Origin of the sequence: Planomonospora sp. ID67723, from assembly GCF_015711605.1 — a bacterium.
Lineage (GTDB): Bacteria > Actinomycetota > Actinomycetes > Streptosporangiales > Streptosporangiaceae > Planomonospora_A.
On sequence record NZ_JABTEZ010000004.1, the window covers coordinates 644281 to 657096 of the forward strand.

Genomic DNA, 12816 nt, shown 5'->3' on the forward strand with positions numbered 1-12816 from the left:
GGAGAGAGAACAGTTGTTTCATGCAACTATAGGAGGGGGTCGCCGTGAATGCTCATGCCAGCATGTTCGGCTTCTTCAATCACGCCGGGCTCTACGACCGGATGAGCCGGGTGTTCGGGTTCCGGCGGATCTACACGCGCGCCGTCGCCGACGTCGTTCGGGCCGGCCTGTCCGACGGTGCCCGGATCCTGGACGTCGGGACCGGACCGGGACGGGTGCCGATCGCGATCGTGCGCGCCTGCCCCGGTCTGCGCGCCGAGGGCGTCGACCTGTCCGCCGGCATGATCGCCCACGCTCGGCGGGCCGCCGCGGGCGACGACCGGGTGGGCTTCACCGTCGGGGACGTCGCCGACCTGCCCTACCCCGATGAGGCCTTCGATCTGGTCGTGTCCACCATGAGCCAGCATCACTGGGGTGATCCCGGTACGGGCGTGCGCGAGCTGAGACGCGTGCTGCGCCCCGGCGGACAGCTCTGGATCTACGACTTCACGCTGGCGCTGCGCCGGGCCGAGATCGCCGCCCGCGCCGCCTTCCCCCGGTACGCCGTCCGGCGGGAGCCCGTCAGCGCCCTCGTCGGCAAGCTCGTGGTGAGGCCCGTATGAAGGTCCTGGTGCTCGGCGGGTACGGCGCGGTCGGCGCCCGGATCGTCACCGAGCTCCGGGCCGGGGGAGCGGCCGCCCTCGCCGCCGGCCGGGACTCCCGGCGCGCCGACGTCACCGTCGACCTGCGCGAGCCGCGCACCCTGCACGCCGCGCTGGAAGGGGTGGACGCGGTCGTCAACGCCGCAGGAGCCGAGGACCCGGCACTGGTGGAGACGGTCACCGGCCGGGGGGTGGCGTTCGTCGACATCACCGCCACCGCCGGCTACGTCACCGCGGTGGAGCGGCTCACGCCACCCGCGCCCGTGCTGCTGAGCGTGGGGCTCGCCCCGGGGCTCACCAACCTGCTGGCCGTCGCGGTGCACGAGGTGAGCCCCGCCGAGCCGATCGACATCGCCCTGCTGCTCGGCGCGGGGGAGCGGCACGGCGGGGCGTCGACCGCGTGGGCGTACGACCTGCTCGGCCGGGACTTCCACGACCCCGCCACCGGCGCCGCGATCCGCAACTACACGCGCCCGCGCCGTTTCGTCCTGCCCGGGTACGGCCCGCGCCGCCTGTACCGGACCGACTACAGCGACCAGCACGTGCTCACCCGCGACCTCGGCGTCCCCGTGCGGACCCACTTCGGCCTGGACTCGCGCGCCGCGACCGCGGCGCTCGCCGCTCTGACCCGGGTGCCCGGGGCGTCGAGGGTGCCGCGCGGGCTGCACCCGCCCGGCAGCGACCGCTGGCTCGCCCTGGCCCGCAGCGGGGACGGCACCGTCAGATGGCTCGGCGGCCGGATCCAGTCACAGGCCACCGCGGTGATGGCCGCCCTGGCGACCCGCGCGGCGGCCGGGCTGCCCGCAGGGGTCCACCACCTCCACCGGGTGCTGACCCTCGCCGACGTGGACGACCTGCGCCCCGCGTTCTCCCCTGCGGCCTGAGCACCCGGCCGGCGGGCGGCCCCGCGCCGGGGAACCTCCGGCGGCGCCGTCAGGCGGGCGGACGGGCCGCCGCGAGCAGCGCCTCCCCCGTCTGGCTCCGGGCGTACAGCACGTACCGGCCGCTGCGGTGCGCGCCGACCAGCCCGGCGTCACGCAGCGCCGTCAGATGCTGCGACACCCCGCCCATCGACATCCCGGTCCGGCCGCTCAGGTCGGTGGTCGAGGCGGGGGTGTCCAGCTCGGCCAGGAGCAGGGCCCGCGAGCGGCCGAGCACGGCGGCCAGCGCTTCGGGCACGTCGGCGGGGCGCCGCTCCCACAGGGTGGCGATCCCGCGCGGCGAGTAGCGCAGCGTCGGCTGCCAGGGCGGGGCGGTCACCGAGAACAGTCGCGGCCAGACGAACACCGACGGCACCAGCAGCAGACCCCGCCCGCCCAGTTCCCGGACCGCCGACACGTGCCGGTGCGCCACGGACAGGGTGTCGTCCTCCCAGCGGACGGCCGGGTCCAGATCGTTGAGCAGCCTGTCCGCCCCGCCCTCGGCGAGTTGCCGGGCGCGGTACAGGACGTCGCTCTCCAGCAGGGTGCGGATCCTGGGCCAGTACGGTGCCAGCGTGACGGCCCAGTAGCCCCGGATGACCTCGGCGAGCGTCTCCAGCCCCGTCTCGGGATCCTCACGCAGGGCGGCCAGGCGCGGGCTGTCGCCCTCGACCTCCACCTGGCCGGGCGGGGTGGAGCGCAACGTCGCGAGCTCGACTTCCAGGTCGGGGGAGGTGGTGACCGGCGGCGGGCAGACGAACGCCGGGATCGTCCGGGTCGGCACCGGCACCAGGTCGGCCAGCATGTCCCAGTCCAGGCCGGAGGCGTCCAGACGGGGCCGTACCGCTGTCACCCACGGTCGGTGCAGGGGGTGCTCGCCGGGACTCTTGAGCACCCGGACGCTGGCGATCACCTCCCACAGGGGCGAGAACGCGAACCTGGTGCACGCCAGATCCGCCAGGCCGAACCCGAGCTTCAGCACGGCACCTTCCCCTCTCCGGCCCGTCCGGCACGGGATGTGCCGGACGGATTCGCTCCTGCCTAAATTAATGGAGCTCCCCACGCGAGGGCGGCAAGGTCGCCGCATGAGGACGACACCGGAGAAAACACCCCGCGAAAAGACGGCGCCAGGCCGGCTGATCTTCGCCGACCCCGACTTCCGCAGGCTGTTCGCCGCGGCCACCGCCAGCAAGCTGGGCACCTCGATCGGTCACCTGGCCGTCCCGCTGGCCGCGGTGACCGCGCTGGCGGCCACCCCCGGCGAGCTGGGCGTGCTGGCCATGCTGAGCACGGCGGCGTTCCTGCTGATCGGCCTGCCCGCGGGGGTGTGGGTCGACCGGCTGCGGCGGCGGCCGGTGATGATCGTCGCGGACCTGGTGCGGGCGGCGCTCCTGGCGTCGGTGCCGCTGGCCTGGTGGCTGGAGGCGTTGACCTTCGCCCACCTGTGCGCGGTGGTGCTGGCCTGCGGGGTCGCCACCGTCTTCTTCGACATCGCCGACCAGAGCTACCTGCCGCACCTGGTCAGCCCGGACCGGCTCACGGCCGCCAACACCGCGCTGGTCAGCATGGACGCCGCCAACCAGCTGGCCGGACGGGGGATCGGCGGCCTGCTGATCCAGCTGCTGTCGGCGCCGGTGGCGATCCTGGTGGACGCGCTGAGCTACCTGTGGTCGGCGGTGTGCCTGCGCGGGATCACCCGCCCCGAACCCTCTCCCGCCCGCCAGGAGCGCGTGAGCCTGCTGCGCGAGATCGGGGAGGGGGTGCACATGGTCGCAGGGCATCCGATCCTGCGGGCCATCGCCGTGGAGGGGGCGCTGACGAACCTGGCGATCCAGATCGTCCAGACGATGCTTCCCCTGATATTCGTCCGGGAGCTCGGTCTGTCGCCGCTGTGGTTCGGGGTGTTCCTGACCGCCGGAGGGGCCGGGTTCCTTCTCGGCTCGGCGAGCGCCGCCCGGCTCGGGCGGCGTTTCGGGGAGAGCCGCCTGGTCTGGCTGACCAGTGTGGCGATCGTGCCGTTCGCGCCCCTGATCCCCCTGCTCGACGCCGGGGCCGGGCTGTGGCTGGCCGGAGCGGGCTGGATGGTGGTCACCTACAAGGTCGGCGTCGCCAACGTGATCAAAGTCGGCTTCCGGCAGCGGATCACCCCCGCCCACCTGCTGGGCCGGGTCACCGCGACGATGCGGTTCATGTTCACCGGGGCGTTGGCGATCGGAGCCGGGGCGGCGGGGGTGATCGGCGAGCTGGCCGGCACGCGGGCCGCGCTGTGGGCGGGCGCCGCGGCGCTCGCGGTGAGCTTCCTGCCGATCATGTTCTCGCCGCTGCGGACCCTGCGCGATCTCCCGGAGAGCGGGAACGGGACCGGCGGCGAGATCCGGTCGAGCTGACCCGTCAGCTGGTTCCGATGATCGGTCTTTTCTCGGAATAAGATCAAAGCATGCCGAATATTGGACCGACGGAACTCCTGATCTTCGTCGTCCCGATCCTGCTGATCATCGGGGTGGCCCTGCTCGTACGGCGCGCCGGGCGTTCCCGCGCGCTTGCCCGGTCCGGAGTCCTCGCGCCCCGCCCCATGAGCGCGGCCGACCTGCAGTCGCAGGCGCACGCCCTGATCGCTCAGGGAAAGCAGATCTCGGCCATCAAGCTGGTCCGCGAGCAGACCGGCCTCGGCCTTGCCGAGGCCAAGCGCTACGTCGACGACCTCGCCGCCGGCCGGATGCCCATGGCGTCCCGGACGACCCCGCACGGCGATCTGGCCGGCCGGGTCCGCGAGCTCAAGGCGTCCGGCCGCGCGGAGCAGGCCGTCCTGCTGGTGCGCGGCGAGACCGGGATGGCCGAGGCCGAGGCCCGCAGCTTCGTTCAGGCGATCAACTGAGGCCGCGCGGACGGCCGGGAACGGAATGCCCCGCGGGCCGGGCCCTAGCCCGGCTATCCGGCCGTGCCGACCCGCTCACCTGAGCGCCGCCCGGCGTGGGCGACGGCGGCGGCGGCGAAGGCGGTGATCACCGGATGGGGGCGGGTGCCGTCCCCGGCGAGTTCGGGCTGGAAGAGCGTGGCCAGGAAGAACGGGTGGTCCGGCAGCTCCAGGACCCGTACGGCCCCGGCCTCGTCACGGCCGGTGAAGCGCAGCCCGCCCGCCTCCAGCCGCGGCAGGTAGGCGGCGTTGAGCCCGAAGTTGCAGGAGTAGCGCTCCACGGTCCGCTCCACCCCGATGATCCGCTCGGCCAGGGAGCCGGGCGCCAGCCGTACCGCGTCCTCGTGTCCGGCCAGCGAGCACTCCAGCGGCACCAGCAGGAAGTCCCCGGCGTCCGGGTCGTTCTCGGCGTGCGCCACGGCCAGGCCCAGGACGTTGCGGGCGTACTCCAGGATGGCGTGCTGGAATCCGCCGCAGGTGCCCAGGAACGGGATGCCGCGCTCGCGGGCGGTGCGGGCGGCGTTCACCGCCCCGGCCTCGCTGCGGTACGGGCTGCCGGGCAGCATCCAGATCGCGTCGAACCCGGCGAGGTCGCCGGTGTCGGTGGTGGGGATCCAGTAGGCGTCCAGCGTCAGCCCGTCGCGCTCGCGCAGCGCCGACAGCAGGGCGGGGACGCGGGTGTGGGCCTGGACGCTGGGGGATCGGTCGCCGACCAGGGCGACTGTCGCGGTGGTCATGCCCCTCATCCTGGCGGCGCCCGCAGGTAAGCGCCAACGATGATTTCTGCTGATTCGATAAGCGATACTGATGCACTGTGGATCCACATCTGCTGCGCACGTTCGTCACCGTCGTCCGCCTGAGCTCGTTCTCCGCAGCGGCCGAAGAACTCGGCTACACCCAGTCGGCGGTGTCGCAGCAGGTCGCGGCGCTGGAGGCGGACCTGGGGACGTCGTTGCTGCAGCGCCGTCCGGTGGCGCCCACCCCGGCGGGGCAGCGCCTGCTCGAGCACGCCGAACCGCTGCTGCTGCGCCACCGGGCCGCCCGCGCCGACGTGCTGCGCGCCGCCGCCGGACCACCGCGCCGCCTGGTCGTGGCCGCCTCCCCGCTGGCCTGCCCGCCCGCGATCGTCCGCCGCCTGCGCGGGCCGCGCCTGGAGGTGACGCTGCGCACCGTGAGCCGCCGCGACGTCGCCGAGCAGGTCGCCGCCGGCGCGGCCGAGATGGGGCTGCTCGATGGGATCGCCGCGCCCAGCGACCCGCTGCGCCTGCCCGACGTCGGCCCGCTGACCGCCGTCGGTCTGGCCGAGGAGCGCCTGCTGGTGGTCCTGCCCTCCGGTCATCCGCTGGCGCGCAGGCGGGGACTGGCCCTGGCCGACCTGGCCGACGCGCTGTGGTTGCAGGCCCCGGCCGCGGTCGCGGTGGAGCGGCTGTGCGAGGTGGCGGGCCTGCCGGCCGGCGGGGAGGGGTTCCGGGTCGCGTTCCGCTACGACGGCCACGACCTGCGCACGGTGGTGTCCCTGGCCGCCGCCGGGCACGGTCTCACCCTGTTGCCCGCCTCCGCGCTGGCGGCGGAGCGGGAGGGACCGGGCGGCGCCGCCGGAGCGGCGTCCCCGGACTGGACGGGCCCGGTCGCCGGTCCCGGCGTCATCGGCGTCCCGCTGGTCGCGCCGCGCGTGGTGCACCGGGTGGAGATGCTGCACGGCCCCCTGCCGGGCCCGCCGGTCGGCCTGGTGAGCGAGCTGACCGGCTCCCCGGCCGCCCCCGACCCGGCTTCCTGATCCGGTTTCCGGCGGGCGGCCGGGCCCGCCGTTCAGCCCTGCCAGCCGTCCGGGTCCACGCCGCCGGGCACGCCGGCCGCCGGGTCGTAGGGGGCGCGGGTGAAGACGAAGGTGTTGAGGTCCAGATGGCTGAGGGAGCCGTCGGGGCGCCGGACGGGGCGCAGCGTCTCCCCGGCGTAGTAACCGTCCAGGCCCAGCCAGGTGCCATCGGCCTGTGCGGTGAACCGGGAGGCGCGGCCAGGCCCGCCCAGCGGGGTCAGCGACAGCTCCCGGCCGCCGAGCAGCCGCAGCGCGTAGGGCGACGGTCCCCAGTACCAGGGGCCGGCCAGCTCCAGCAGGCCCGGATCGGGTTCGGCGGGCGCCCACTCGGCCGGCAGGCGCGGCTCGTGCTGGTCCAGTACGGCCAGCAGGTCGGTCAGCAGGGTCCGGCTCACCCCGGAGGTGGCGTTGGCCATGAACAGCACCCCCGTCCGGTCGGCGGGGTCGGCCCAGACCGTGGCCAGGAAGCCCGGCATGGATCCGGTGTGCCCGGCCAGACGGCGCCTGCCCGGCCGGGACAGCTGCAGGCCCAGGCCGTACCCGCCGGTCCAGACGTCGCCCTCGTCGACGGTCGCGGGCTCACGCATCTCCGCCAGCGTCGCCTCGGCCAGCACGCCGCCGGTGTCGCCGGCAACGAACGCCGCCCACCGCGCCAGGTCGGCCGGGGTGGACCAGATCTGCCCGGCGGGGGCCATGGCCACCGCGTCGTGCTCGGGCTCGGGCAGCAGCACGTCCGCCCACGGGTGCACGGCGTAGCCGGTGGCGTGCGGGGCGCGTGGCCGGGTGGTGGTGTCGCGCAGGCCCAGCGGCTCCAGGACCTCCCGGTGCACGGCCTGCGCCCAGTCCGTGCCGCGGTGCCGGGCCACCAGCTCGCCCAGCAGGCCGAAGCCCAGGTTGGAGTAGTGGTAACGGCGGCCGGGGCGGTGCCGGGGCGTCTCGGGGCCGAGCAGGGGCAGGAGTTCCTCGAAGGGCATGCCGGGCGTGCGCTCCCACCACTGGCCGGGCGGTTCGGCGGTCAGCCCGCCGGTGTGCGACAGCAGCTGGGCGACGGTCACCTCGTCCACGGGCGTGCCGGGGACGTGCTTGCCGATCGGATCGAGCAGATCCAGGCGGCCCTCGTCGCGCAGCCGCATGACGACGACGGCGACCATGCTCTTGGTGATCGACCCGATCCGGTACTGGGTGGTCTCGGTGGGCGCGGCCCCGCCGACCTTGCCGCGCGCGCCGAACCAGGCGATCCGCCCGTCGCGCACCACGGCCGCGGCCAGGGACGGCAGGCGCGACTCGGCCTGCTCCACCGCGATCCTGCGCAGCAGCGCGCGGGCCGTACTCTCCAGAACCGGCGACATCGACAGGGCCCTTCCCCGAGACGACTGAGATCGTCCCAGGTTAGTGCCGCTCCAGCCGCGACAGCATGTCCGGCAGCGCGCCCGTGTGCGCCACGGTCAGCCGCCGGGTGGCACGGGTGACCGCGACGTACAGATCACGGCCGCCCATGGGTCCCTGGGCGAGGATCTCGGCGGGTTCGACGACGACGACCGCGTCGAACTCCAGCCCCTTGGCGGCGGCGGGGGTCAGTACGGCGACCGGGCGGTCGAGCACGTCGGCGGCCGTGTGCGGGAACAACGCGGCCACCTCGGCGTGCCGGGCGTCGGGAACGATCACCGCAAGCCGTCCCCCTGCCACGTGGGCGGCCTCCGGCGCGGCGCCGGTGCCCTCCGGCGGGGGAGAGGCCCGGCCGTCACCGTCCTCCGGCTCTGCGGAGGCGGGCCGGGCGGCGCTCTCCGCCTCCCCCAGGCTCGCCCTGACCACCGCCAGCTCCGCCTCCACCAGGGCGGGCAGGCCGGTGACGCCGCCCTTGGCGCCCGCGTCCAGCCGTACCGCGCGCGGCGGGTCCCCGCCCTCGCGGACCGGTCCGGGCGCCTCCTGCTCCGGGGCGACCGCGGCCAGCACGTCGGCGGCGAGCGTCATGATCTCCGCCGGGGTGCGGTAGTTGACCGTCAGGCGCTCCTCGCGCCAGCGGCCCTCGAGGTAGGGATCGAGCATCTCGCCCCACGAGCGGGCCCCCGCGGCCGAGCCGGTCTGCGCCAGGTCGCCGACGACCGTCAGCGAGCGGGCCGGGATCCGCCGCATCACCGTGCGCCAGGCCATCGCCGACAGCTCCTGCGCCTCGTCCACGATGACGTGCCCGTAGGCCCAGGTGCGATCGGCGGCGGCCCGCTGGGCGGTGGTGGTCTCCGGACCGGGGTCGTGGTGGCGACCGGCCAGCATCCCGGCCTCCATGACCTCCTCCTCGGCCAGCCCGGTGAACTCCAGCACGCCCCGCGCGTACGCCTCCTCCTGCCGCCACCGTTCCGCCTCGGCCTCGCGTGCCGCCCGCTCCTCGGCGATGTCGGCGCCCAGCAGCTCGGCGGCCTCGTCCAGCAGCGGGACGTCACCGGGCGTCCACGGCGAGCCGTACGGCCGGAGCAGGGCCTGACGTTCGGCGGGCGAGAACTGCGGCGCGGCCGAGGCGATCGCGGCGGGGTCGGCCAGGAACTCGCCGACCAGCCGCTCCGGAGTGAGGTACGGCCACAGCTGCTCGATCGCCTCGCGCACCGCCGGGTGCGCCCACAGGACCTTGCCCGCGTAGCGCAGGTCATCGGCGTCGCGGGGCTCCTCCGGCCGGAGGTCCTCCTCGTCCTCGGCCAGGAGCGCCTCCAGCCGCGCGGCCTCCTCGGCGGGGAGCGCGACGAGCGCGTCCAGGCGGGCGGCCTCGTCGGCGGCCAGGGCGGTGAGCACGTCCAGCACGAACAGCCGGCGCGCCGTGTTGTGCGGCAGGCCCGAACGCCTGGCCCGGTCGCGGGCGGCGGCGCAGGCGGCCTGCGGGGCGCTGATCGTCATCTCCTCGACCACGACCTCCACCCCGTCGCGGAGCGAGGTCCGCACCGGGATCGTCACCTGCAGATCACCGGCGGGCAGGCGCTGGCGGTCGCGCACCGCGGCGGCGACGACCTCGACCATGCGAAGGTCGCCTTTGACGGCCGCGGCGGCGGGGGAGTCCGCGGCGGTGGCCCGCACCCCGGGATACAGCTCGCCGAGGGTGGCCACCACCACGTCGGTCTCGCCCAGGGAGGGCAGCACCTGGGCGATGTAGCGGGAGAACAGCGTGGTGGGGCCCACGACGAGCACGCCGCGCCGCTGCAGCACCTCGCGGTGGGTGTACAGCAGGTAGGCCGCCCGGTGCAGGGCGGCGACGGTCTTGCCGGTGCCGGGGCCGCCGTGCACGACCAGCGCACCGGCCAGGCCGGAGCGGATCACCCGGTCCTGCTCGGTCTGGATGGTGGCCACCACCTCGCCCATCCGCCCGGTGCGGCCCCGCCGCAGCGCCGCCATGAGCGCGGCCTCGCCGACCAGACCGCGCCGGTCGCGCTCGCTCAGGCGATCCAGATCGAACACCTCGTCGTCGACGCCGACCACGGCCCGGCCGTGGGTGCGCAGGTGGCGGCGGCGTGCCAGCGGGCCGGGGTCGCCGGGGGAGGCGGTGTAGAAGGGGCGGGCGGCCGGGGCCCGCCAGTCGGTCAGGATGATCTCGCCGTCGTCGTCGCGCAGCCCCGTACGCCCGATGTAGTGGGTCTGGCCGCCGGTCTCGTCGATCCTGCCGAAGCACAGGCCGTGCTCGACGCCGGACAGCCGGGCCAGGCGGCGGGAGTGCCCGGCGGCGGAGACGTCGCGCTCGATCCTGGCCTGGTGCGGCCCGCCCGCCTGGCCCGCCGCCAGGACGGCGGCCAGTGAGGAGCGGGCCTGCTCGCGAAGGATGTCGAGGCGGCCGTAGAGGTGGGTGAGACGAGTCTGCTCGACGCGGATCGCCTCGGTCAGGGCGGTTGCGGGGCCGGCGGTTCCCGGTTGACGGAGCGCCATCTCTTTGGTAGACTCCTGTCTAATGGGTTTCTTGTATTCAAAGTAAGCTTTTGAGTATAGTCCTCCCGCCATGCCTCCGCCAGGCCGCAGATCTCGGGCGGCCCGGCGCGGACCCGCCCGCAGGCGGGCCCGCCCCTCACCGGGCGCCTCGACCGAACGCCTCAGCCGGGCGTGCCGGCGGCCATGTCGAAGAAACGCCGCTCCAGCAGGGTCGCCCGCCGGAAGAACTCCAGCACCCGCTTCTGCTCGTCCACGCCGAGCCCGGGGCCGACGCGGTCGAGCTCCCCGCGCAGGAAGCCGACCCAGCCCTCGAAGCCCGGGCCGCGGTGCAGCTCGATCCACTCCCGGTACACGAAGTCACCGGGCAGCGGCTCCCCGGCCCGGCTCGCCCAGCCCAGGTAGCTCCACTCGGCCACGCACAGCACCGCGATGATCAGCGGGTAGCTCTGGCTGAGCCGCGCCTCGTCCATCAGGTCCCTGAAGTCCACGGTGGCCGGCTCCAGGGCCGGAGGAACCAGATCCTGGCCGAGGGCGGCCAGCGCCCGGTGGAAGTAGCCCCGCTCGGTGTCGGCCACGACCATCCCCAGGAACCTGCCGGTGGGCACCCGGGCCTCGAAGGAGTCGGCCGCAGCCACGGCCGCCCCGAGCAGTGCCGTGAAGGCGTCCACGAACTGGAAGTCCTGCACCAGGTAACGCCGCATGTCGGCCTCGCCGCGCGCGATGGCGTCGGCGAACGGATGCTCCACGACGGCGCTCCAGTCGGGCTCGCTGGAGGCGCGCAGCCATTCGCTGAACGCGGGGACGGGGGCCGAAGCACACCACTCGGCATAAGAGGTCACAGGTCTCTCCTCACGATGGGGAACACATGGCGGGCATGAACGGTCCATGAATGATCGCAGAGCGGTCCCGGCCCGGCGGGCCGGGACCGCTCTGCGAGGCGGGCACTCAGCGGACCGGCACCAGGTCCGGGCCGACGACGTGGCCCTGGTGCGGGTGGGGGGCGTTCTGGTCGTGGCGGAAGTGCCCGGCGTACCAGACGACGACGTTGGTGCCGTTGACGCTCTCGCCGTCGACGAACCGGTCGAGCATCGCCCGGTTGTCGTCGTCGGGGTTGCCGTCGTACAGCTCGCTCGCCCGGCGGCGCAGGAACCACAGGTCGCTGATGCCGTAGGGGTCGGCGGTGTTGTCGTGCTCCCCGGGCACGATCCGGTAGCCGCGGCCGCTGGACTTGTCGGTGACCTGCCAGAACCGGGCAGGGGGGCGGCGCTTGCGGGAGGTCTCGCGCACGATCGTCGTCCCGACGGGGGCGTCGGAGGTGCCGTCGAACTGCTCGATCACGTCGTTGTCGGAACCCTCGACGTCGAAGTCGAAGCGCCAGTAGACGTGATGGCGGTGGCGCATGCAGGTGCGCGGGTTGCGCACCCCGGCGAAGCCGAAGCGCGGGCGGACCATGCCGTCGTCGGCCAGGCGCCACTCCGAGACGTACCGATACCAGCCGGCCGAGATCTCGCTGATGATCCGCAGCTCGCCGCCGGCGTCGTGGAAGGCCACGCCCTGGAAGTTGCCCGCGTCGTTGTCGGGCCGCTCCAGGATGGTCTTCGGCGCCCGGTCGCAGATCCGCCAGCCCCAGCCGACCGGGTCGGTGCCCGTCGCCGAGAAACGGGTCTCCTGGTTCTGCCAGTCGCGGAAGGTGACGCCGTCCTCCTCGTACTGGACGTTGAGGATCGGCACGTGCGCCTGGCGGAAGACCAGCCTGCCCCGGTGGCGGACCTCGCGCAGCTCCACCCCCGAGCCGTCACCGGGATCCTGCGGCGCCGAGGCGCGGGGCCGTACCACGATCAGGTTCCACAGCTCGACGCCGTCGTCGACCACGCGCAGCCGTACCGCGTCCGGGCCGCCCCGGTCGCGCAGGCTCTCCACCGGCACGGGCAGATGCGACTCGCAGTCACCGGGGTGCATGGCGACGCTGACCCCGGCCGGGGACCAGTCGACGGTGCGCGCGGTGACGTCCACGGCGACGATGCGGTGCTTGACGTCCTCGCCGGGTGTGTAGACACCCAGGGTGGGGCGGCGCACGGTGGTGCCGTCGGGGTTCTCGAGATCGGCCAGGGGCGGCATCGGCTGGTAGACGACCACGTCGTCGCCGGCGGGGAAGCGCGCGTCCGCCCGGAGGATCCCCGCCGCCGCCTGCAGCTCGGCGGGGCGCGGGTTGGGCCGGTAGCCGCTGGGCAGAACCTCGGCCCGTTCGGGCCGGTCGACGGTGCCGCGCAGTTCCACCCCCCGGTTGGACACCGGGTCGAACACGCTCGCCCGGAACGGCGCCCGCTCACCCGGTTGGCGGCTCAGCGCGACGGCCTGACCCAGGATGAGCCGGTCGGCATCGGCGGTCTCCAGGTGCGCCAGCACGGCCGGGTGGGCCGAGGCGACCTCCCGTACCCGCTCGGCGGTCAGTCCCGCCTGCGCGACCGCCTCGATGATCACCTGTCTGGTCATGTCGATCTCCCCGTTCACGTGTCGATGGCGCGCCGTCCCCGGAACCTTCGGCGCACCCCCGTTCCTATCCCGCGGGTGGGATGTTGGGAAGATCCGGAATCATCCGGGTTTGTGGCCGTGTTCGGCGCTCCT

11 protein-coding genes are annotated in these 12816 nt (G+C 74.4%); 5 read left to right on the top strand and 6 right to left on the bottom strand.

Annotated features, from left to right (window positions below; all coding sequences use genetic code 11):
- Positions 1-44 precede the first annotated feature (44 nt).
- The gene (locus HS041_RS29720) at positions 45-602 is read left to right on the top strand and encodes a class I SAM-dependent methyltransferase (RefSeq protein WP_196444127.1); all 558 of its coding nucleotides are present in this window, start codon (positions 45-47) and stop codon (positions 600-602) included.
- Positions 599-1525 carry an NAD-dependent epimerase/dehydratase family protein gene (locus tag HS041_RS29725; protein WP_196444128.1) on the top strand — a complete coding sequence of 309 codons (927 nt, stop codon included), beginning with the start codon at positions 599-601 and terminating at the stop codon, positions 1523-1525. Before HS041_RS29720 ends, HS041_RS29725 begins: the two co-directional genes overlap by 4 nt.
- Before the next feature lie 49 nt (positions 1526-1574).
- Here the strand turns inward: HS041_RS29725 and HS041_RS29730 are convergent, their stop codons facing one another.
- Complete coding sequence (locus HS041_RS29730) at positions 1575-2543, bottom strand: ArsR/SmtB family transcription factor (protein WP_307845505.1); 969 nt, start codon at positions 2541-2543, stop codon at positions 1575-1577.
- 103 nt (positions 2544-2646) lie between these two features.
- Here HS041_RS29730 and HS041_RS29735 point away from each other — a divergent pair, with 103 nt between their 5' ends.
- Together HS041_RS29735 and HS041_RS29740 are read left to right on the top strand one after the other, a co-directional pair.
- Complete coding sequence (locus HS041_RS29735) at positions 2647-3948, top strand: MFS transporter (protein ID WP_196444130.1); 1302 nt, start codon at positions 2647-2649, stop codon at positions 3946-3948.
- Between the two features lie 50 nt (positions 3949-3998).
- A complete protein-coding gene (locus tag HS041_RS29740; RefSeq protein ID WP_196444131.1) occupies positions 3999-4436 on the top strand; it encodes a ribosomal protein L7/L12 in 438 nt (145 codons plus the stop codon).
- A 53-nt stretch (positions 4437-4489) separates the two neighbouring features.
- Here HS041_RS29740 and HS041_RS29745 read toward each other — a convergent pair whose 3' ends face one another.
- Positions 4490-5212 (bottom strand): CTP synthase C-terminal region-related (seleno)protein, encoded by a 723-nt coding sequence (locus HS041_RS29745; protein WP_196444132.1) that lies wholly within the window; start codon positions 5210-5212, stop codon positions 4490-4492.
- A gap of 77 nt (positions 5213-5289) precedes the next feature.
- Here HS041_RS29745 and HS041_RS29750 point away from each other — a divergent pair, with 77 nt between their 5' ends.
- The gene (locus tag HS041_RS29750) at positions 5290-6252 is read left to right on the top strand and encodes a LysR family transcriptional regulator (RefSeq protein ID WP_196444133.1); all 963 of its coding nucleotides are present in this window, start codon (positions 5290-5292) and stop codon (positions 6250-6252) included.
- Between the two features lie 32 nt (positions 6253-6284).
- Here the strand turns inward: HS041_RS29750 and HS041_RS29755 are convergent, their stop codons facing one another.
- The 4 genes from HS041_RS29755 to HS041_RS29770 all read right to left on the bottom strand — a co-directional run bounded on the left by HS041_RS29755 (position 6285) and on the right by HS041_RS29770 (position 12684).
- A complete protein-coding gene (locus HS041_RS29755) occupies positions 6285-7640 on the bottom strand; it encodes a serine hydrolase domain-containing protein (RefSeq protein ID WP_196444134.1) in 1356 nt (451 codons plus the stop codon).
- Between the two features lie 40 nt (positions 7641-7680).
- Entirely contained in the window at positions 7681-10191 is a 2511-nt protein-coding gene (locus HS041_RS29760) for a HelD family protein (RefSeq protein WP_196444135.1), read from the bottom strand.
- 161 nt (positions 10192-10352) lie between these two features.
- On the bottom strand, positions 10353-11030 hold the full coding sequence (locus HS041_RS29765) for a TenA family protein (RefSeq protein ID WP_307845506.1): 678 nt from the start codon (positions 11028-11030) through the stop codon (positions 10353-10355).
- Positions 11031-11136: 106 nt separating this feature from the next.
- On the bottom strand, positions 11137-12684 hold the full coding sequence (locus tag HS041_RS29770; RefSeq protein WP_196444137.1) for a hypothetical protein: 1548 nt from the start codon (positions 12682-12684) through the stop codon (positions 11137-11139).
- Between the last annotated feature and the right edge of the window lie 132 nt (positions 12685-12816).